The following is a 20,515-nucleotide window of genomic DNA, read 5'->3' as shown; positions in this document are numbered from 1 at the left end:
ACGCCTGAACTGGAAAACACCTCATCAGGTATTTATGCAATCATACAGCCGCGTTGCACTTCGAGATTGAATCCACCCATGGAAGCACAACCGGGAAAAGTTCATTATCGCAGATTTGCGGCTTGCCGGCCCCAATCGGCCTCGGCCCGGGGGGAGGGGAGGAAGCGGAAGGAAACGGTGACGGAAGACGCGCTTTGCGCGAGAGGCGCGCAGCACGGCCAGGAGCGTGAGTCTGCCAGCACCGTGAGTTTGCCAGCACCGTGAGTTTGCCAGCACCGTGAGTTTGCCAGCACCGTGAGTTTGCCGGCACCGTGAGTTTGCCGGCACCGTGAGTTTGATAGAATCGTGGACTTTTCGGACCTCACAGGAGGATATCCATGGCCACCAAGCACTGCTCCCTGCTCATCCTCGGTTCCGGCCCCGCCGGCTACACCGCGGCCATCTATGCCGCGCGGGCCAATCTCAAGCCGGTGCTCATCACCGGCCTCAACCAGGGCGGGCAGCTCATGACCACCACCGACGTGGACAACTGGCCTGGCGACGTCAACGGCGTGCAGGGGCCCGAACTCATGCAGCGCCTGCAGCAGCATGCGGAGCGTTTCAACACGGAAATCATCTTCGACCACATCCACACCGCCAAACTCACCGAGCGCCCCTTCACCCTGGTGGGGGATGCCGGCACCTACACCTGCGATGCCTTGATCATCGCCACCGGCGCCTCCGCCAAATATCTGGGCCTGCCCTCGGAACAGGCCTTCATGGGCAAGGGGGTGTCGGCCTGCGCCACCTGCGACGGATTCTTCTACAAGGGGCAGAAGGTGGCGGTGGTGGGAGGCGGCAACACTGCGGTGGAGGAGGCCCTGTATCTGGCCAACATCGCCAGCCATGTCACCCTGATTCACCGCCGCGACACCTTCCGTGCCGAGAAGATCATGGTGGACAAACTCATGCAGCGGGTGAAGGAGGGTCACATCAGCTTGGAACTCAACAGCCAGGTGGACGAGATTCTGGGCGACAAGAGCGGGGTGACCGGTGTGCGCATCAAACGCAACGATGGCAGCAGCAAGGAACTCGAAGTCACCGGCGTTTTCATCGCCATCGGCCACAAGCCCAACACCGACATCTTCGTCGGCCAACTGGAGATGGAAAACGGCTACATCGTCACCCGTGGCGGCCGCAACGGCAACGCCACCGCCACCAGCATCCCTGGCGTGTTCGCTGCCGGCGACGTACAGGATCACGTCTACCGCCAGGCCATCACCAGTGCGGGCAGCGGCTGCATGGCGGCTCTGGATGCGGAACGCTACCTCGACAGCCTGAAGTGATGAACGGCAAACCCGGCTGCCCGCCCACCGAGGCCGAACTCTTCCGCGCCGCCGTAGCCGGGGCGCGCCCTTTGCCGGACGATGGCCGCATCGAGCCGCGCCGGCCGCGTCTGCGCCCCATTCCCCGCCAGCGCCTCCTGGACGAACGGCGCGTGCTCACCGACATGCTCTCCGACGTCGTGCCCTGGGAAGACGCCGAAACCGGCGAGGAACTCCGTTATCTGCGTCCGGGACTGTCGCCCCAGGTGCTGCGCCGGTTGCGCCGCGGCCACTGGGTGATCGAAGGGGAGCTCGACCTGCATGGTCTCACCTGCGACGAGGCGCGCCTGCGCCTTGTGGAGTTTCTGCAGGCCTGCCGCAGACGCGACATCCGCTGCGTGCGCATCGTCCACGGCAAGGGCCTGCGCTCGAAGAACCGGGAGCCGGTGCTCAAACACAAGGTGCGCGGCTGGCTCATGCAGCGGGATGAAGTGCTCGCCTTCGTCGAAGCCAGACCCTGCGATGGGGGAAGCGGCGCCGTCATCGTCATGCTGAAAGCGGCGCGGTGAAAGGGGCGCGCATCGTCCCCCCTGCCCCGGCGGGCCGCTTGAGCGGAAACGGGGCAGGATGGTTTAACCCGGAATGTGAGATGCCGCAGATGTTTGCCAGCCCTACCCGTCTCCCCTGTAGGCTCAGGCCGGTCTAATGGACAATCTGGGTTTAAGCACCCCTTAAGTTGTTCCGTCCATTCTGCGCCCCATGTCCCGCCGCCTTACCTTCGCCCTCTTCGTTCTCTTCACCCTGGTCTGGTTCGGCAATCTCGATTACCGCCACCTCATCCGCCCGGACGAAGGCCGCTACGCCGAAATTGCCCGGGAGATGGTGGCGAGCGGCGACTGGGTGACGCCCCGCCTCAACGGCATCAAGTATTTCGAGAAGCCGCCCCTGCAATACTGGGCCACGGCGGCGGCCTACCGCCTCTTCGGCGAGCACGAGTGGACGGCGCGCCTGTGGACCGCACTCACCGGCTGGCTGGGCGTGGTCCTGGCCTGGTTCGCCGGCCGGCGTCTCTTCGGTGAAAAAGCCGGGCTGTTGGCCGCACTGGTGCTGGCCTCCATGAGCTTCTATGTCCTCGCCGGGCACCTGAGCTCCCTCGACATGGGGGTGAGTTTTTTTCTTGAGCTTGCCCTCATCGCCTTCCTCCTCGCGCAGACCGCGGACACCCCCGCCCGGGAGCGCCGCTTCATGCTCCTTGCCTGGGCGGCCGCGGCCTTCGCCCTGCTCAGCAAAGGACTCATCGGCCTGGTCCTGCCGGCCTTGACCCTCATCCTTTACACCCTCGTCACGCGGCAGACCACCCCCTGGCGACGGCTTCATGCGGCAGGGGGCCTTGCCCTTTTTTTCCTCATCGCCGCCCCCTGGTTCATCGCCGTCTCCCTGGCCAATCCGGAATTTCCCCGCTTCTTTTTCATCCACGAACATTTCGAGCGTTTCCTCACCCGCGTGCACCACCGTTACCACCCGTGGTACGACTATATCCCGCTCCTCCTTTTGGGCAGCCTGCCCTGGCTTGGCAGTCTCTTTCACGCGCTTTGGCGCGCCTTTTCCGCCGAAAAGCAGGGCGTTGGCACTGGCACGGTCTGCCCCACGGCGCCGGCCGGCCTGCCCCTCAAGCCCCGTCTTTTCCTGGGTCTGTGGGTTGTGGTGGTAATGGTGTTTTTCAGCCTTTCCCAATCGAAGCTGCCGGGCTACATCCTGCCCGTCTTCCCCGCTTTGGCGCTCCTCATCGGTGAGACGCTGGCTTCAGCCGACACGGCGTCGGCCCGCCGGCAGCTTTGGCTTGGCGCCGCTGTCGCAGGACTTTTGGCAGGTGCCGCCCTTTTCCTCTTCGAAAGCCATGCCGCGGCCGATCCCGCCCTCTACGGCCGGTACGGAAAGTGGCTTGCCGCCGGCGGAATCGTCATGCTCATCGCCTTTGTTGTGGCCGATCGGCTTTTGCGGCGGCGCCTAAACCTTGCCGCCTTCGTCACCGTCGCCAGCGGGGGGCTTCTGCTTGCCCAGGCCATCGTGACCGGCCATGAATCCCTCGCGCCCCTCAATTCGGGTTATGATTTCGCGCGCAAGCTGGCCCCGTTGCTTAAAGCCACCGACCGCCTCTATTGCCTGGGCATGTATGACCAGACGCTGCCCTTCTATCTGAAACGGACCTGCACCCTGGTGGATTACGAAGACGAAATGCGCTTTGGCCTTGAACAGGAGCCCGCCCTGCGTGGCCCGCAGCGGGCGGATTTCCTTGCCCATTTTCCCGCCGCCCGTGACGTGGTGGTGATCCTCTCCCCCGCCACCTATGGGGAACTGCGGGATCATCTGCCCCACCGGCTTCTGGTTTTCGACCGGGAGCACGTGGCCATTGCTCCACCCCGCCCATGACGCCCGTTGCCGCCTTTCTCATCTTCACCGGCGTACTGCTCAACGCGCTCGCGCAGCTTCTGCTCAAGGCGGGCACCAATGCCGTGGGACATTTCGCCTTCACCGTGGACAACGCCTGGCCGGTAGGGCTGAAACTGGCCACCCAACCCTATATCCTCGCCGGCATGGTGTGCTATGCCATAAGCCTCGTCGTCTGGATCATGGCCCTGTCCCGGGTGGAGGTGAGCATCGCCTACCCCATGCTCTCCGTCGGCTATGTCATCAACGCCATCGCCGCCTGGTATTTCTTCGGCGAGGCCGTCACCCTCACCCGCCTTCTCGGCATCGGCATCATCATTCTCGGCGTCTATATCGTTGCCCGTTCCTGATGGAGTTTCTTCCCTTCACCCGTCCCTCCATCGACGAGGACACCATCGCTGAAGTGACGCAAGTGCTGCGCTCCGGCTGGCTCACCACTGGTCCCCGCTGCCAGGCCTTCGAGGCGGCCCTGTCCAGCCTTTGCGGTGGCCGCACGGTGCGGGTCTTCAGCTCCGGCACCGCCGCCCTGGAAACCGCCCTGCGCATCGCCGGCATCGGTGCCGGTGACGAAGTGATCACCACACCGCTCAGTTGGGTGGCCACCGCCAACGTGATCCTCACCGTGGGTGCGCGGCCGGTGTTCGTGGATGTGGAGCCGGCCAGCCGCAACATCGACCTCGAACGGGTGGAAGCCGCCATCACCCCGCGCACGCGGGCCATCATGCCGGTGGACCTGGCCGGGCTGCCGGTGGACCGCGACCGGCTCTATGCGCTGGCGCAAAAACACGGCCTGCGCGTCATCGAGGATGCGGCGCAGTCCTTCGGCGCCTCCTGGCGGGGGCAGTTTTTGGGCAGCTTCGGCGATTTCGTCGCCTTCAGCTTCCATGCCAACAAGAACATCACCACCGGCGAGGGGGGCGCGCTGGTTCTGCCCGACCCCGCGGCCGCGCCGCTGGCGGAAAAACTCCGTCTGCAGGGCGTGGTGCGTCACCCGGATGGGGAGATGAGTGTGGACGTGCTGGGGGGCAAGGCCAACCTCACGGACATCGCCGCGGCCATTGGCCTTACCCAGCTCAGGCGACTCGCGGAATTCACCACCCGGCGGCGACAGCTCGCCGCGCGCTACTTCGAAAGGCTGGACAGAACCCTGGGCCTTGGCCTGCCGGTGGCCGACTTCGAGCAGAGCAACTGGCACATGTTCCAGGTGCTTCTGCCCCTCGAGCGCATGCGCATCTCCCGCGGCGAGTTCATCGCGCGCATGAAGGCGCGCGGCATCGGGATTGGCGTGCATTACCCGCCCATACACCGCTTCGAGCTCTATCGCCAGCTGGGCTGGCGGGAAGGGGATTTCCCCGTGGCTGAGGCAATCGGCCGCTCCATCGTCACCCTGCCCCTTTTCCCTGCGATGACGGAAGCTGACGTGGACCGGGTGTGCGCCACCCTGGGCGAGGTGCTGAAGGAGGCCGCATGAGGGTACCGGAGGTCTCGGTGGTGATCCCGGTCTACAACGAGGAGGCGGCCCTGCCTGCATTGTTTGCCCGCCTTTATCCGGCTCTGGATGGGCTCAAACGCAGTTACGAAGTGATTTTCGTCAACGACGGCAGCCGTGACCGTTCCGCCGCGCTGCTTGCGGAACAGTTCGAAAAGCGGCCGGACGTCACCCGGGTGATCCTCCTCAACGGCAACTTCGGCCAGCATCTGGCCATCCTCGCCGGCTTCCAGCATGTACGGGGCGAGCGCATCGTCACCCTGGATGCCGATCTGCAGAACCCCCCGGAGGAAATCGGCAAACTCCTCGCCCGCATGGATGAGGGCTTCGACTACGTGGGCTCCATCCGCCGCCAGCGCAGGGACAGCGCCTGGCGCCATTGGGCCTCACGGGCGATGAACCTGCTACGGGAACGCATCACCCATGTGAAAATGACCGACCAGGGCTGCATGCTGCGCGCCTACAGCCGGCAGATCGTCGATCTCATCAATGGCACCTCGGAAGTGAACACCTTCATTCCCGCCCTGGCCTACACCTTCGCCCGCAACCCCACCGAGGTAGTGGTGGAGCATGAGGAGCGCGCGGCGGGGGAATCCAAGTATTCCCTCTACCGGCTGATCCGGCTCAATTTCGATCTGATGACCGCCTTTTCCATCGTGCCGCTGCAGATGTTCTCCCTCTTCGGTATCGCCGTCTCCCTGCTGTCGGCCGCCTTCTTCGTCTTCCTGGCCATTCGCCGCCTGATCGTCGGGCCGGAGGCGGAGGGGCTGTTCACCCTCTTTGCCATTCTCTTCTTCCTCATCGGCATTGCCCTCTTCGGCATCGGCCTTTTGGGCGAATACGTGGGCCGCATCTATCAGCAGGTACGCACGCGGCCACGCTATGTCATCCAGGCCATCCTGGAGCGGCCGCAGGCAGACGGGACGCGATGACCACCGCCGTCGTCTTCGCCTATCACGACGTGGGGGTGCGCTGTCTTTCCGTGCTGCTGGCCCAGGGGGTCGAGGTGCCCCTGGTGGTCACCCATCGCGATGCGCCGGGGGAGCCCATCTGGTTTGCCAGCGTGGCCAAGCTTGCCGCCGAGCACGACCTGCCCGTGCTCATGCCGGAAGATGCCAACGAGGGGGAGATCGTGCGCGCGGTGGCCACCGCCCGGCCGGATTTCCTGTTTTCCTTCTATTTCCGCCAGATGCTCAAGGCACCCCTGCTTTCCCTTCCCCGCCGCGGGGCCCTCAACATACACGGTTCGCTGCTGCCCAAGTACCGGGGGCGCGTGCCCATCAACTGGGCCATCCTCCATGGGGAGCGGGAAACCGGCGCCTCGCTCCACTACATGACGGAGAAGCCGGACGCCGGCGACCTGGTGGACCAGCAGGCGGTTCCCATCCTCCCCGACGACACCGCCCTCGACGTCTTCCGCAAGGTGACCTGCGCGGCGGAAATGGTGTTGCACCGCAGCCTGCCGGCCCTCATCAATGGCACTGCGCCCCGCATTCCCCTCGATCTCAGCCAGGGCTCCTATTTCGGCGCCCGGCGGCCGGAGGATGGCCGCATCGACTGGTCACGTCCGGCGCGCGCCATCCATGATCTGGTGCGAGCGGTGGCGCCCCCCTTCCCGGGTGCCCTGTGCACCGTCGCCGGCCGCCCGGCGCGCCTGCTGCGCACCCGGCTGCTCCCGGAGCGGCGGTCGCCGACACTGACCGCCACCCTGATTGCGGAAAACGAACGGCTCCTCATCCACGGCTGCGACGGCGGCCTTCTGCGGGTTCTGGAACTGGAAGTGGAAGGGCAGATGGTCACCGCCGCCACCCTGCCGGCGCTGTGCGGGCCTGGTCCCTGGCCGTTGGGCTCGGGGTGATTCGAACAATTTTTCTCCTTCATGACGGAAAACCCATGCAACGCATCCTCATCCTTGGCGTCAACGGCTTCATCGGTCATCACCTCTCCCGGCGCATCATCGACACCACCGACTGGGAGGTGTACGGCATGGATATGGCAAGCGACCGGGTGGCGGGTCTCATGCACCATCCCCGTTTCCACTTCTTCGAAGGGGACATCACCATCAACAAGGAATGGATCGAATACCACATCCGCAAATGCGATACGGTGATCCCCCTGGTGGCCATCGCCACCCCGGCCACCTATGTGCGCGAGCCGCTGCGTGTCTTCGAGCTGGATTTCGAGGCCAATCTGCCCATCGTCCGCCAATGCGTGAAGTACCGCAAACGCCTCATCTTCCCCTCCACCTCCGAGGTGTACGGCATGTGCCGGGATGAGGCCTTCGACCCGGAGACCTCGGAACTGGTTTATGGCCCCATCAACAAACCGCGCTGGATTTATGCCTGCTCCAAGCAGCTCATGGACCGGGTCATCCATGCCTATGGCATGGAGCAGGGGCTCGACTACACGCTCTTCCGCCCCTTCAACTGGATCGGCGCCGGGCTGGATTCCATCTTCACACCGAAGGAAGGCAGCTCGCGGGTCATCACCCAGTTCCTCGGCCACATCGTACGGGGAGAGGACATCAAGCTGGTGGACGGCGGCCATGCGCGGCGCTCCTTCACCTATGCCTCCGATGGCATCGATGCGTTGATGAAAATCATCGAGAACAGGAATGGCGTGGCCAGCGGCAAGATTTACAACATCGGCAATCCGGCCAACAACTACTCGGTGCGGGAACTGGCGCAGATGATGCTCAAGCTGGCCATGACCTACCCGGAATACCGGGACACGGCGGCGCGGGTGAGAATGGTGGAGACCCGTTCCGACGACTACTACGGCCAGGGCTACCAGGATGTGCAAAACCGCGTGCCCCGCATCGACAACACCATGCGCGACCTCGACTGGAAGCCCAAGGTCGGCATGGAGGAAGCCCTCCGACACATCTTCGATGCCTACAAGGACCAGGTGGCGGAGGCGCGCAAGCTGGTCGAATGAAGCCCTTCAGCACGGGCACGCAAAGCCCCTGTATCCGCCATCCCCTTTGGGGTAGAAGGCCGGTGCCATGAAACTCGCCCTCAAGATCGATGTGGACACCTATCGCGGCACCCTGGAAGGCGTGCCGCGGCTCATGGAAATCCTAAAGCGGCATGAGGCGCCGGCGACCTTTCTCTTCAGCCTGGGGCCGGATCACACCGGCCGGGCGCTGCGGCGCGTCTTCCGCCGGGGTTTCCTCGCCAAGGTGCGGCGCACCTCGGTCATGCGCCATTACGGCCTGCGCACCCTCCTCTACGGCACGCTGCTGCCCGGTCCCGACATCGGCCGGCGCGCCGCCGCGCTGCTTCGCTCGGTGCACGCCGCAGGTTTCGAGGTGGGCATCCACAGCTACGACCATGTGCGCTGGCAGGATCACGTGGCAGACGCCGATGCGACCTGGACCCGGCGGGAGATGGAAGCGGCCTGGCAGCGCTTCGAAGAGCTCTTCGCCCTCCGCCCCCAGGTGCATGGGGCCGCCGGCTGGCAGATGAACGGGCACGCCCTGCGCCTGGAACAACGCCTTGGTCTGCGCTATGCCTCCGACAGCCGCGGCACACACCCCTTCTGGCCGGTGTGGCGGGGCGAGCCCATCGCCTGTCCGCAACTGCCCACCACCCTGCCTACCCTGGATGAACTCATCGGCCGCGAGGACATCACGGAAGAGAACGTGGCCGATCATCTGCTGGGCATGACCCTTGAGTCGCCCGCCACCGGCCATGTCTTCACCCTCCATGCGGAACTGGAGGGCGGGGCGCTGGCGCCGGTTTTCGAGCGGCTCCTCAGCGGCTGGCGGGAGCAGGGCTATGAACTCACCGACCTCGCCGGCCTGTGGGCAACACTGGATCCGGAACGCCTGCCCTATCACGAGCTGATTCTGGGCCCGGTACCCGGCCGTGCGGGTGTTCTGCTGCTGCAGGGCCCGCCTTTTCCCGGCTGAGGCCTCGCACCCCCGGCTTGCGTTTTTTGCCGATTTTGCGAACAATGGCCCCATGAGTCCGACGCGCAGGTTCCGGGGCGGCCATGGCTGAAGTGGCGGTGGGTCAACCCGTCCCCGATTTCGAACTGGCCTCGACCAGCGGCAAACCCTTCCGCCTTTCCCACCACCGCGGCCGCATCCTGGTGCTCTACTTCTATCCCAAGGACAACACCCCCGGCTGCAGCAACGAGGCGGCGGCCTTCCGCGACATTCACGGCGCCCTGGTGAAGGCGGGTGCCGAAGTGTTCGGCATTTCCCGCGATAGCCTGAAATCCCACGCCAACTTCAAGGCAAAACTCGGCCTGCCCTTCGACCTTTTGAGCGACCCGCAGGAAACCGTGTGCAATCTCTTCGGTGTCATCAGGCTGAAAACCCTTTATGGCAAACAGGTGCGGGGCATCGAACGCAGCACCTTCGTCATCGGCCGTGACGGCGTCCTGGCGCGGGAATGGCGTGGGGTGAAGGTGCCGGGCCATGCAGAAGAAGTTCTCGACTTCATCAGGCACCTATGACTCTGGACGAAAGTTTTCTGCCTCCCGATCCCCCTCACGCCATGGCCAAATCCTCCCGCAAGGGAAAACGCAAGACCCCGAGCCGCAAACTGTTCGTCCTCGACACCAACGTGCTCATGCACGATCCCTCCAGTCTGTTCCGCTTCGAGGAACACGACGTGTACGTGCCGATGATGACCCTGGAGGAGCTGGACAACAACAAGAAGGGGATGACGGAAGTGGCCCGCAATGCGCGTCAGGCCAGCCGCTTCCTCGACCAGATCGTCTCCCACGAGGCCAATATCGAGCAGGGCATTCCCCTTGGCCCCTTCAGTGGTGAAGCCGCCACCGGTCGGCTGTTTCTGCAGACCATCGCCGTCAGCGGCGAGCTGCCGGCGGGATTGCCCGGCAGCAACGGCGACAACCAGATCCTCGGTGTCACCCTTCACCTCAAGCGGCTTTATCCCGAACGCGAAGTGGTGCTGGTGTCGAAGGACATCAACATGCGCATCAAGGCGCGTGCGCTGGGCCTACCGGCGGAGGATTACTACAACGACAAGGTGCTCGAGGACACCGACCTCCTGTACACCGGCGTGCGGCCGCTGCCGCCGGATTTCTGGGACACCCACGGCAAGGGCATGGAATCCTGGCAGGAAGGCGGACGGACCTTCTATCGCATCCGCGGCCCCCTGTGCCGGGAGCTTCTGGTCAATGAGTTCGTCTATCAGGAAGGGGACCGACCCTTTTACGCCATCGTCAAGGAGCGGGTGGGCAGTAGCGCCCTGCTGCAGACGGTGCGCGATTACACCCATCCCAGGAACAACGTCTGGGGCATCACCGCGCGCAACCGGGAACAGAACTTCGCCCTCAACCTGCTCATGAATCCGGACATCGATTTCGTCACCCTCCTGGGGCAGGCGGGCAGCGGCAAGACCCTGCTCACCCTGGCCGCGGGTCTCACCCAGGTGCTGGAGGAAAAACGCTACAACGAAATCATCATGACCCGCGTCACCGTGCCCCTGGGGGAGGACATCGGCTTTCTTCCCGGCACCGAGGAGGAAAAAATGACGCCCTGGATGGGGGCGCTGGAAGACAACCTGGACGTGCTCAACAAAACCGATGACGAGGCTGGGGAATGGGGCCGCGCCGCCACCCAGGACCTGATCCGCTCACGCATCAAGATCAAGTCCCTGAACTTCATGCGGGGCCGCACCTTCATCAACAAATTCCTCATCATTGATGAGGCACAGAACCTCACACCGAAACAAATGAAGACCCTCATCACCCGCGCCGGCCCCGGCACCAAGGTGGTGTGCCTGGGCAACATTGCCCAGATCGACACCCCCTATCTCACCGAAGGGAGTTCGGGCCTTACCTATGTGGTGGACCGCTTCAAGGGCTGGGCCCATTCCGGACATGTCACCCTGCTGCGCGGGGAGCGGTCGCGGCTTGCCGATCACGCCTCGGAGATCCTCTGAGGCGGCCGCGACTTCATTCCTCTCCGCCGCCCTGCAGCCGCTCATAGTGGGCGCGGAAGAGCAGCTCCAGCTCGTCGATCACCTCCGCCGCGGGGCGTCCCTGCACCACGTGCTGGGTCATGAGCTGGGACACCTCGTTGAGCATTTTCCCGTGATCCAGCATGGGATAGGTCTCCCGCAGCCGCCGGATGGCATGGACCACCTTTTCCTCGCGGGGACGCGGGATGGGCAAAGGTTCCCGGGGCAGATCGGGCGCCGGGGCGCGGGCGGCCAGGAATTCGGCAAAACTCAACAGGGTTTCCCGATCCGACGGCGGCAGTCTGCGGAGCAATTGCAACAGCCGCTTTTCCTCTGGCGCCATGGTCACGTGGCGAGCGACGAGCGGACGTAATCGAGGAAGGTCTGCAAAAGCCGCGAGCGGAACTTCTCCCGCGCATAGACCATGGATAGCGGACGGTGCAGCGGCGGGTCGAGGGGAACGGCCACCAGGTCCCCCAGCTTGGTTTCCTTGCTGATGGTGGCGCGGGAGACGATGGCAATGCCCAGCCCCGCCTCCACCGCACCCTTGATGGCCTCACGGCTGCCCAGCTCCATGACGATGTGCAGATCGTCGGGCTGCACGCCGTTGGCACGAAAATAGGCGTCCACCACCTCGCGCGTGCCTGAGCCATCCTCCCGGCTCACATAGGGCAGCTCCGCCAGTTGCTGCGGGGTGACCGCAGCCAGTTGGGCGATGGAATGACCCGGCGCGCAGATGGCCACCAGTTCGTCATCCGCCACCACTTCCGCCTCCAGTTGCGGATGGTGGGAGGGCGCCTCGATGAGCCCCATGTCGAGGGTGTGATCGGCGACTTTGGATTCAATGGTTTCCGAGTTGGCCACCGTCAACCGGCAGTGCACCTGGGGATAGCGGTTTTTGAATTCGCCCAGAAGGCGCGGCAGCATGTATTCGGCGATGGTGGTGCTCGCCCCCACCATGAGGGTGCCGGACACCTGTCCGGTAAGCTCACCCATGCGGGTTTCCATTTCCCGGGTAAGGGCAAGGATTTTCTCCGCGTACTGGAGCGCGAGTTCCCCCGCCGGCGTGAGCGTGATTTTGCTATGGCTGCGCTCGAAAAGACGGGTGTTGAAATGCTCCTCCAGCTGCTTGACCTGGAAGGTCACCGCCGGCTGGGTCATGTAAAGGAGCTCCGCCGCCTTGGTGAAGGAGAGCTGCTTGGCAACGGTGTAGAAGACCTGGAGACGACGATCCGCCATGGAAGAACCTGCTTGAGCTGCCCGGGAAACTTTCCGGCGGAAAGCCGCCGCAGCTTGCGGGCACGGCGGCCGCCCCGGGCGGGCAGGCCCCGCCATGACCCCTGCCTATCTCCTCCCCCGGCAAGCCCGGGATTGACCCGCCGGGTATCAAGCCGGAGGGGTTAGCATTTAAGCACAAACGCGCGGCGAAGGCCAGAAAGCCGCTTTCGCCCCGCCAAAGCAGGTAAAAAGCCTTCGCCGTGAGGCGCGCTTACGCCCGCAGCCGCTTCATGGTATAAAGCCGCATGCCTCGTTGGAACCGGCCATGACGCCGGCTGTCGCACCTTGATTTCCCCGCAGCAACGCATGCCGGGCGGCTTCTATACCATCATGGCCGCCCAGTTCTGTTCGGCCCTCGCCGACAACGCCCTGCTCATCGCCGCCATCGTCGTCCTGCGGGATTTCTACAACAGCCCCGAGTACGCGCCCCTCCTCAAGTTCTACTTCACCATCTCCTACGTGGTGCTTGCCGCATTCGTCGGGGCCTTCGCCGATTCCATGCCCAAGGGCAGGGTGATGCTGATCAGCAACGGCATCAAGATCGCAGGCTGCGCGGCGCTCTTCTTCCACGTCGATCCGCTGCTCGCCTACGGCATCGTCGGCCTGGGTGCAGCCGCCTATTCCCCCGCCAAATACGGCATCCTCACCGAGCTATTGCCGCCCCGTCTGCTGGTCACCGCCAACGCCTGGATCGAGGGCCTGACCGTCTCCGCCATCATTCTGGGTGTCTATCTCGGCGGCAAGCTCCTTTTGCCCCCCGTGAGCACCAGCCTCACGGGCCTTGGCCTGCCTGGCATCGAGACGCCTGCTGCCGCGGCCATCGCCGTCATCGGCCTGCTCTATCTCCTGGCGGCGCTGATCAACTTCTACATCCCCAACACCGGCGTGGACCACAAGCCCCTCAAGCGCAATCCCTGGTACCTCATGCGAGATTTCGCCCATTGCGTGAAGGTATTGTGGACGGACAAACTGGGGCAGATTTCCCTGGCCGTCACCACCCTGTTCTGGGCTGCCGGCGCCACGCTGCAATTCATCGTCATCGACTGGGCCAAGGCCGCCCTGGGCCTGGACGTGGAGCAGGCGAGCACCCTCCAGGCCATCGCCGCGATCGGCATCGCCGCCGGCGCCGTGGCCGCCGCCTGGCTCATCCCCATCCACCGCGCCCTGCGCGTCCTGCCGGTGGGGGTGGCCATGGGACTTCTGGTGTGCGTGATGATCTTCGTGCGGGACCCCACCCTGGCGCAGGGGGTGCTGGTGCTGGTGGGGGCCGCCGCCGGCTTTTTCGTCGTCCCCATGAATGCCCTGCTGCAACACCGGGGGCACATCTTGGTGGGGGCCGGGCACTCCATCGCCGTGCAGAATTTCAACGAGAACGCCGGCATCCTCATCATGGTAGGGGCCTACTACCTGCTCGGCCGCTTGGGACTCCACGTTTATGCCGCCATCGCCCTGTTTGGGCTGTTCGTCTCTGCCACCATGGTGCTGGTGATGGGGTGGCACCGGCGCAATGTGCGCCTAAACGGTGCGGAAATCGCCCGCCTGCTGGAGGTGGCGCGCACCTCCAGCCATCCCTGAATCTTCAGAGCACCACCGGCCGGTCCGACAGGGTGTTGGCCGTGCCCGCCTGCGCGGGAAAATGGCGGACGAGGTGTTCGCCAACGGCGCGAATCGCCACCAGTGCCCCACCCTCGAAATCCCCGCGGGCGAACGCCTGTTCCATCTGCCGACAGATCGTCTCCCACTGAAGCGGCTCCACCTTTGCGGCAATGCCCCGGTCGGCGACGATCTCCACGTCCCGATCGGCGAGCAGCACATAGATCAGCACCCCGTTGTTCTCCTCGGTATCCCATACCCGCAACAGCGCGAACACCTCTTCGGCGCGCTTTCTGGGACTCACCCCCTTGAGGAGCAGGGGGAGAGCCAGGCTTGCCTCGATGGCAAAACGAATCTGGCCCCGGTGTTGCCGCTCGGAGGTCTGGATGGCCTGCTCGATGGCATCCAGCACCCGCCGGGGAAACCTCACCCTCACCCACCAGGGTGGGAAGAAGAGATGGCGCAGAACGCGAAGCCAGGACATGGTTACCACCTCCCCGAGGCGCCTCCGCCGCCGCCAAGCCCGCCACCGCCGCGAAAGCCCCCGCTGCTGTAGCCGCCGCCAAAGCCCCCACCGGGAAAGCCGCCACCCCAGCCGCCACCTCCCATCCCGATGCCGGCAAGGAGGAGCACGAACACCACCCCTCCGGCGATCAGGCCCAGGAGCAGCGAACCCGTGGCCAGCCACAAAAAGATCCCCACCAGGGCCGCCCCCAGGCCTGCGCCCAAAAGCTGCCCCAACAACGCGGTGAGGAAGCGCCCCACGATCAGCACGGCGAATGCCACCAGGGGCAAAAACTCGGCGGGTCCGCCGCCTGTTTTGGCCGGCGGGGGCGGCGGCAAAGGCTCCCCTTCCACCCGCTCCACCAGGCGTTCCACACCGCGGCGAATGCCACCGGCGAAATCCCCCTGACGGAAGCGAGGCAGCATGTCCTCCTCGATGATGCGCTTGGCGACGGCATCCGGGATCACGCCTTCCAGCCCGTACTGGGTCTCGATGCGCACCGCCCGGTCCTGCATGGCCACGAGCAGCAGCGCGCCGTCATCGATGCCCCGCCGCCCGAGTTTCCACTCATCCAGCACCCGCCGCGCGTATTGTTCGATGGTTTCCGGCCGGGTGGTGGGCACGATGAGGACGGCGATCTGCGCCCCCTTGCGCGCCTCAAGCCCGGCAAGCAGCCCTTCCAGCTCCGCCCGCTCAGCGGGCTTGAGGATGCCCGTGAGATCCATCACCCGCGCCGCCAACGGCGGCACCGGCTGCTGGGCGATGGCCGGCGGGGTCAAGGCAAGCCAGACCACCGCCATGAAAAGGCGTAAGGCGCGGCTCACCCTTGCCCTCACTGGGTGGAATACTCAGCGCCGGAGGGCGAGGGGGGCGTGGGCCCCGGGCCGAAATCCACCTTGGGTGCTCTGGAAATCTCCTTCTCGTTTTCCACGGTGAAGTTGGGCTTGGGTTTGAAGCCGAACAGCATTGCCGTCAGGTTGCTGGGGAACTGACGGACCGTGGTGTTGTATTCCTGCACCGCCCGGATATAGCGGTTGCGCGCCACCGCGATGCGGTTTTCCGTGCCTTCCAACTGCGCCTGCAGATCACGGAACAGACCGTCCGCCTTGAGCTGGGGATAGTTTTCCGCAACCGCCAATAGGCGGCTCAAGGCGCTGCCCAGCTCCCCCTGCGCAGCCTGGAAGCGCTGGAACGCCTGGGGATCATCGAGAAGCGCTGGCGTGGCCTGGATGCTCCCCACCCGCGCCCGCGCCTCGGTCACCTGGGTGAGGACCTCTTTCTCGTGGGCGGCATAGGCCTTGACCACATTGACGAGGTTGGGCACCAGGTCCGCCCGCCGCTGGTATTGATTGAGGACCTCGGCCCAGGCGGCCTTGATCTGTTCGTCCTCGGCCTGCAGCCGGTTGTAGCCGCAACCGGAAAGGCCAAAGGCCAGGAAGATGAGCAGCAACGAAGACAACAGCTTGTGCATGGAACACTCCTTCTCGGTCAGGATGGGGGCCGCGGCAGTGCCAAAAGACGCTGCATCTGCTCGCGGATGAAACAGAGGTCCTCCCAGGCGCGCGCCTTGTCCGGCAGGTTGCGCAGCAGATAGGCCGGATGATAGGTGACGATGAGCGGGCGGCCGCGGTATTCCCAGAGCTTGCCCCGCAGACTGGCAATGCTCGCCTCCCGGCCCAGCAGGCGCACGGCGGCCACCTTGCCCAGGGCGACGATGAGACGCGGCGCGACAAGGGCGATCTGTCGATCGAGATAGGGCGCGCAGGCGGCGATCTCGTCCGCTTCCGGATTGCGGTTGCCAGGAGGCCGGCATTTCACCACGTTGGCGATGTACACGCCTTCGCCCCGGCGCAGCCCGATGGCGGCGAGCATGTTGTCGAGGAGCTTGCCAGCGGCGCCCACGAAGGGCTCCCCTTTGAGGTCTTCCTCCGCCCCCGGGGCCTCGCCCACGAAGAGCCAGTCCGCCTGCTCATCGCCCACGCCGAACACGGTCTGGGTGCGGCCTTCCGCCAGCTTGCAGCGGGTGCAGCGGGCCACGGCCGCCTTCAACGCCGCCCAATCCAGCGTGGCCACGTCATCCTCCGCCTCCGCCACCTTGGGCGAGGGCGGCGGCCGCCGGCGCCAGAGGGGGTGAAGCTCCAGCTCCTCAAGCCAGCTCGCGGGCAGGCGCTTCATAGCGTCATGGCCATCAGGATGGCGTCCTCGCGGCCGCCGTGGGCGGGATAGTAGTTGCGACGGCGCGCCACCTCGTTGAAGCCCATGCCGTGGTAGAGGCGCCGCGCGGCCGTGTTGGAGGGACGCACCTCGAGGAAAATCTCCCGCGCCCCATAGTGCCGGGCCAGCCCGATGAGATGGCGCATGAGGCTGCTGCCCAGCCCCCGCCGTTGCCAGGCGCGGGCAATGGCGATGTTGAGCACGTGTGCCTCGTCCGCCACCAGCATGAGCACCGCATAACCCACGGTGTGACCCGCCACCTGGCAGACCCAGCAACTATACCCCGCCTGTAAGGAGTCGCGAAAATTGCCCTCCGTCCAGGGAAAGGGATAGAGATCCCGCTCGATCTCCATCACGCGGGGCAGATCCTCCGGCCGCATGGGCCGGAAATCCGGCGTCTCCCTGGGTTGCGCATTCATCGTTCGGCGAGGGTGAGGGCGACCTTGTCACGAATGTAGTGGGGAAGCGCCAGCTCGGGCGCCACCCAGCCCGCTGGGCCCGCGCGCTCCGCGAGGGCGGCGATGTCCGCCGCATGGGGAAACAGGGTGCCATCCACCCGCACCAGGCGCCCCGCATAGTGTTGCGCCAGGGCGGTGTGGTGAACGGAAAAACCGCTGCCCACGCCCGTCCACTCCCCACCTTGCAGCAAGGGTGCCGCCGTGGGTGCGCAAAGCACCGGCGGGCTTTCCACCCGCCAGTCCTCCCCGCGCACATAGGCCGCATGGTAGACCTCGCCCATGCGCGCGTCGAGGCAGGCGATCACCCGCTCCCCGCGGCTGCCTTCCGCAAGCGCAAGGAGCGTCGAGACCGGCGCCACCGGCAGATCGGCGCCGAAGGCCAGCCCCTGGGCCACGCCGCAACCGATGCGCAGCCCCGTGAAAGTGCCCGGCCCCTGGCCGAAGGCGATGCAATCGAGATCAGCCAGGGTCACCCCCGCTTCGGCAAGGAGTGAGCCCACCAGATCGAGAAGGAGCTCGGAGTGGCTCTGCACCGCATGCAGATCGCGGCTCAAGGTCCGGCCCGCCAGGCGCACGGCAACGGAGAGATATTCGGTGGAAGTGTCGAAGGCGAGAAGCCGCATGGGGGGATTATACCGGTGAGCCTGCCGGCCCCTGCAGCGGTCAGCCCCCGCCCTGTCAGGCAGCGCGCAGCAGATCGAGCGCCGGGAATTTTCCGTTCAACACGCCGGCCGCGCTGAGCCCCCACCCTTTCTCGATGATGGTCGCATAGAGGCAACGGAAGTCCACCGTGTACATCAGGTTGCCACCTTCCAGGCGCGCAAGGCTTGGCGCCTCCCCGTAAAGACCGCCCCGCACCTTGCCACCCAGTACGAAGTGGACGTTGGCCGTGCCGTGGTCCGTGCCCAGGCTGCCATTCTCCTGGGCCCGCCGGCCGAATTCGGAATAGGTCATCACCAAGGTGCTGTCCCAGCGGCCGATTTCCCGCATCGCGGCACGGAAGGCGGTCAGCCCCTCGGCCAACTCCCGCAACAGCCGCTCGTGCACAGGGGGTTGGCCACCGTGGGTGTCGAAGCCAGGGTGCGTGACGCGCACCACGGCCACGCCGGCGCTCCCCGCCACCACCTCGGCCGCGGTCTTCAGCGCATTGCCGAAGGGTCCGGGCGGGAATGCGGTACGCAACGCCTGATTGCCCGCCAGTCCGCTTGCGGCCTGTGCGATGTCGTGTTCCACCTTGAGGATGTGTGCCAGCGCCGCGTTGGCGGGCCGGGTCGCCACGTCATCGGCGAGGCGCGCGCGGCGCAGAAACTGTTCGGTATGGGTCAGGGCGATGGCGCGCGCGCCGCGCCCATTCAAGGGCCCGAGCTCCGCCGCGCCGACCACCACGCCGTCCGCCGCGAAGGACCGGGGCACCGGGTTGGCCTGGAAGACCCGTGCGAGCCAGCCGTCCGGCAGATACTCGTCCGAGCGCGACGCGGTATCCCAGATCTCGATGGAGCGAAAATGCGACAGATTGGGGTCGGGATAGCCCACCCCCTGCACGATGGCCAGCTCCCCCGCCTGCCACAGCGCCATCAGCGGCTGCAAAGCCGGATGCAGGCCCACCTGCGCATCCAGTTGCAGCACCGCGTCCCGCGCAATGCCGATGCGTGGACGCAGCCGGTAGTAGGCGGGATCGGCATAGGGCACGAGCGTGTTGAGCCCATCGTTTCCGCCCTTGAGTTCGATCAGCACCAGGAGATTCCGGTAAGGGGCGACTGACGCGGCAAAGGCGAGACGGGGCGATGCGATGAAAAGCGGGACCAGGCCCAGGGCGCCCAGAAAATCACGACGTCGCATCATGACCTCCTCATTTCAGCTGGTACGCCGGATCGAGCACGAGCTGGCGCAGGAATTCCAGCCGGTCGTCCGCCGCCAGCGGCGGCCGGGGGGCCTCGCCCAGCACGAGCCGCTGCACCTGGGTGCGGCGCTCCGCCTCGCCGCCGGGGAATCCGTCGAAGAAACGCGCCGCGTCGAAGAGCGGGCGCATCCCCTTGCCTGCCATCGGTCCATCACGGCCGTCGACCGGCATTTCCTCCGCCCGGAACATTCGCGCCAGAATTTGTTTGCGCGCAAGGAGTGTGGTGCTGTTGATCCACGCCTCGCCGCCCGGCCAGCCTTTCACGTTGGGCGGGGCAAAGAGATCCTGTCCGAGCGAGCGGCCCGCCACCGCCAGAAGTCGCGCGTCCAGATCGTCCAGTCCAAACTGGTGGACCGTTCCCACCAACAACTCCACCGGGGATTTGATCAGCGCACCCCGGTTCTCCCTGGCCCAGAACGCATCCGACAGGAACAGCGCGCGCAGCAGCGGTTTCAGCTCATAGTGCGCGGAGCGGAAAACCTCGGCGAGCCGCCTGACCTCGGCCAGATCGACCTCGGGGGAGACAAACTCCCGCCACAGTTTGGTGACGATGAATTCCGCCGTCGCCGGCTGCGCCAGCAGGATGTCGATCACGTCATCACCATCCAGCATGCCGCTGTGGCCCAATACCGTCTTTCGCCCGTCATCGTGCAGGCGGGGATGGAAGCGAAATTCACCGCTCGCCCGGTCCAGGCTCCAGCCGGTGAACGCACGCGCCGCTTCCTTGACATCCTGTTCGGTGTAATGCCCCGCGCCCAAGGTGAACAGTTCCATCAACTCGCGCGCGAAATTCTCGTTGGGCTGCCCGCGCCGGTTGCTGGCGCTGTCCAGGTAGAGGACCATGGCCGGGTCCCGGGCGATGGCATGCAGCAGTGTGGCGAAGTTACCCAGTGCCTCGCTGCGCAGCAGCTGGTTCTGCCGGTACATGAGCTGCGCCACTTTGACTTTCTGCTGGCTGGAGACGAAGTGGTTGTGCCAGAAAAGCGTCATGCGCTCCGTCAGCGGCGAGGGGGTGGCAAGCATCTCGCGGTACCACCAGGCGCGCAGTTCGAGGCTGCGCCGTATTTCCTCCCTGAAGAGCGCCTGCTTTTCCTCTTCGCTCAGATCCTTCAGGCGTCGCGGCCAGCGTGGCGGCTCATCCACCCAGGTCGGCGGCGGCGTGCGTGCCCGGGATGTCGCCGCCGCCAGGATTTTCTCCACCGCCTCGCGCCGCGAAAGGCGGGCGGTGGCCTGGACTTCCGCCTCTGTCGGCGCGAAGCCGGTGCGCAGCAACAGGTGCTGGGCGTCGTCGTAGCCCATGCCGGCCGCAAAGGCCGCCAGGCTCCACCACGCCGTCACGAGGAGCAGCACGCGCGACAGGACCTGCATGCGTTGCCGCCGCGACATG

The 20,515-nt window shown here is 65.4% G+C and carries 22 protein-coding genes; 12 read left to right on the top strand and 10 right to left on the bottom strand.

Annotated features, from left to right (window positions below; all coding sequences use genetic code 11):
- Positions 1–377: 377 nt before the first annotated feature.
- The 11 genes from trxB (at position 378) to K6T56_02945 (ending at position 11,162) form a co-directional block, all read left to right on the top strand.
- Entirely contained in the window at positions 378–1,325 is a 948-nt protein-coding gene (gene trxB, locus K6T56_02995) for a thioredoxin-disulfide reductase (protein ID MCL6555311.1), read from the top strand.
- Positions 1,325–1,873 (top strand): Smr/MutS family protein, encoded by a 549-nt coding sequence (locus tag K6T56_02990; GenBank protein ID MCL6555310.1) that lies wholly within the window; start codon positions 1,325–1,327, stop codon positions 1,871–1,873. The genes trxB and K6T56_02990 overlap by 1 nt, the downstream gene beginning before the upstream one ends.
- A gap of 190 nt (positions 1,874–2,063) precedes the next feature.
- Complete coding sequence (locus K6T56_02985) at positions 2,064–3,734, top strand: glycosyltransferase family 39 protein (GenBank protein MCL6555309.1); 1,671 nt, start codon at positions 2,064–2,066, stop codon at positions 3,732–3,734.
- Entirely contained in the window at positions 3,731–4,102 is a 372-nt protein-coding gene (locus tag K6T56_02980; GenBank protein MCL6555308.1) for an EamA family transporter, read from the top strand. The genes K6T56_02985 and K6T56_02980 overlap by 4 nt, the downstream gene beginning before the upstream one ends.
- The gene (locus tag K6T56_02975) at positions 4,102–5,223 is read left to right on the top strand and encodes a DegT/DnrJ/EryC1/StrS aminotransferase family protein (protein MCL6555307.1); all 1,122 of its coding nucleotides are present in this window, start codon (positions 4,102–4,104) and stop codon (positions 5,221–5,223) included. Before K6T56_02980 ends, K6T56_02975 begins: the two co-directional genes overlap by 1 nt.
- Positions 5,220–6,173, top strand: a complete 954-nt coding sequence (locus K6T56_02970; GenBank protein ID MCL6555306.1) for a glycosyltransferase — start codon at positions 5,220–5,222, stop codon at positions 6,171–6,173. Before K6T56_02975 ends, K6T56_02970 begins: the two co-directional genes overlap by 4 nt.
- Positions 6,170–7,099: a formyltransferase gene (locus K6T56_02965; protein MCL6555305.1), complete on the top strand. Its 930-nt coding sequence runs from the start codon at positions 6,170–6,172 to the stop codon at positions 7,097–7,099. Before K6T56_02970 ends, K6T56_02965 begins: the two co-directional genes overlap by 4 nt.
- Positions 7,100–7,134: 35 nt before the next feature.
- The gene (locus tag K6T56_02960; GenBank protein ID MCL6555304.1) at positions 7,135–8,178 is read left to right on the top strand and encodes a bifunctional UDP-4-keto-pentose/UDP-xylose synthase; all 1,044 of its coding nucleotides are present in this window, start codon (positions 7,135–7,137) and stop codon (positions 8,176–8,178) included.
- 67 nt (positions 8,179–8,245) lie between these two features.
- Positions 8,246–9,154 carry a 4-deoxy-4-formamido-L-arabinose-phosphoundecaprenol deformylase gene (locus K6T56_02955; protein MCL6555303.1) on the top strand — a complete coding sequence of 303 codons (909 nt, stop codon included), beginning with the start codon at positions 8,246–8,248 and terminating at the stop codon, positions 9,152–9,154.
- Positions 9,155–9,237: 83 nt separating this feature from the next.
- Positions 9,238–9,705, top strand: coding sequence for a peroxiredoxin (locus tag K6T56_02950; protein ID MCL6555302.1), 468 nt, complete (start codon positions 9,238–9,240; stop codon positions 9,703–9,705).
- Positions 9,642–11,162 (top strand): PhoH family protein, encoded by a 1,521-nt coding sequence (locus K6T56_02945; protein ID MCL6555301.1) that lies wholly within the window; start codon positions 9,642–9,644, stop codon positions 11,160–11,162. Before K6T56_02950 ends, K6T56_02945 begins: the two co-directional genes overlap by 64 nt.
- A 13-nt stretch (positions 11,163–11,175) precedes the next feature.
- Here the strand turns inward: K6T56_02945 and K6T56_02940 are convergent, their stop codons facing one another.
- Both K6T56_02940 and K6T56_02935 read right to left on the bottom strand, forming a co-directional pair.
- On the bottom strand, positions 11,176–11,499 hold the full coding sequence (locus tag K6T56_02940) for a hypothetical protein (protein ID MCL6555300.1): 324 nt from the start codon (positions 11,497–11,499) through the stop codon (positions 11,176–11,178).
- Positions 11,500–11,525: 26 nt separating this feature from the next.
- Positions 11,526–12,419: a LysR family transcriptional regulator gene (locus K6T56_02935; GenBank protein ID MCL6555299.1), complete on the bottom strand. Its 894-nt coding sequence runs from the start codon at positions 12,417–12,419 to the stop codon at positions 11,526–11,528.
- A gap of 345 nt (positions 12,420–12,764) precedes the next feature.
- On the opposite strand from K6T56_02935, the gene lplT reads away from it, so the two are divergent.
- On the top strand, positions 12,765–14,033 hold the full coding sequence (gene lplT, locus K6T56_02930) for a lysophospholipid transporter LplT (GenBank protein MCL6555298.1): 1,269 nt from the start codon (positions 12,765–12,767) through the stop codon (positions 14,031–14,033).
- Positions 14,034–14,037: 4 nt separating this feature from the next.
- On the opposite strand, the gene K6T56_02925 is transcribed toward lplT, so the two are convergent.
- The 8 genes from K6T56_02925 to K6T56_02890 are packed head-to-tail and all read right to left on the bottom strand — an operon-like array spanning position 14,038 to position 20,514.
- Positions 14,038–14,535 (bottom strand): TPM domain-containing protein, encoded by a 498-nt coding sequence (locus tag K6T56_02925; GenBank protein ID MCL6555297.1) that lies wholly within the window; start codon positions 14,533–14,535, stop codon positions 14,038–14,040.
- 2 nt (positions 14,536–14,537) lie between these two features.
- Entirely contained in the window at positions 14,538–15,356 is an 819-nt protein-coding gene (locus K6T56_02920; protein MCL6555296.1) for a TPM domain-containing protein, read from the bottom strand.
- Between the two features lie 32 nt (positions 15,357–15,388).
- Positions 15,389–16,027, bottom strand: coding sequence for a LemA family protein (locus tag K6T56_02915; GenBank protein MCL6555295.1), 639 nt, complete (start codon positions 16,025–16,027; stop codon positions 15,389–15,391).
- Between the two features lie 17 nt (positions 16,028–16,044).
- Entirely contained in the window at positions 16,045–16,731 is a 687-nt protein-coding gene (locus tag K6T56_02910; protein MCL6555294.1) for a uracil-DNA glycosylase, read from the bottom strand.
- Entirely contained in the window at positions 16,728–17,189 is a 462-nt protein-coding gene (gene rimI / locus K6T56_02905; protein MCL6555293.1) for a ribosomal protein S18-alanine N-acetyltransferase, read from the bottom strand. The genes K6T56_02910 and rimI overlap by 4 nt, the downstream gene beginning before the upstream one ends.
- The gene (tsaB, locus tag K6T56_02900; GenBank protein ID MCL6555292.1) at positions 17,186–17,851 is read right to left on the bottom strand and encodes a tRNA (adenosine(37)-N6)-threonylcarbamoyltransferase complex dimerization subunit type 1 TsaB; all 666 of its coding nucleotides are present in this window, start codon (positions 17,849–17,851) and stop codon (positions 17,186–17,188) included. Before tsaB ends, rimI begins: the two co-directional genes overlap by 4 nt.
- Positions 17,852–17,906: 55 nt before the next feature.
- On the bottom strand, positions 17,907–19,067 hold the full coding sequence (locus tag K6T56_02895) for a DUF1501 domain-containing protein (GenBank protein ID MCL6555291.1): 1,161 nt from the start codon (positions 19,065–19,067) through the stop codon (positions 17,907–17,909).
- Between the two features lie 10 nt (positions 19,068–19,077).
- Complete coding sequence (locus K6T56_02890) at positions 19,078–20,514, bottom strand: DUF1800 domain-containing protein (GenBank protein ID MCL6555290.1); 1,437 nt, start codon at positions 20,512–20,514, stop codon at positions 19,078–19,080.
- Position 20,515: the final 1 nt, after the last annotated feature.

This window comes from Burkholderiales bacterium (assembly GCA_023511995.1).
Classification (GTDB): Bacteria; Pseudomonadota; Gammaproteobacteria; order Burkholderiales; family Thiobacteraceae; genus Thiobacter.
Note: the sequence above shows the minus strand (reverse complement) of the source record. Positions and strands in the feature narration are given on the sequence as shown.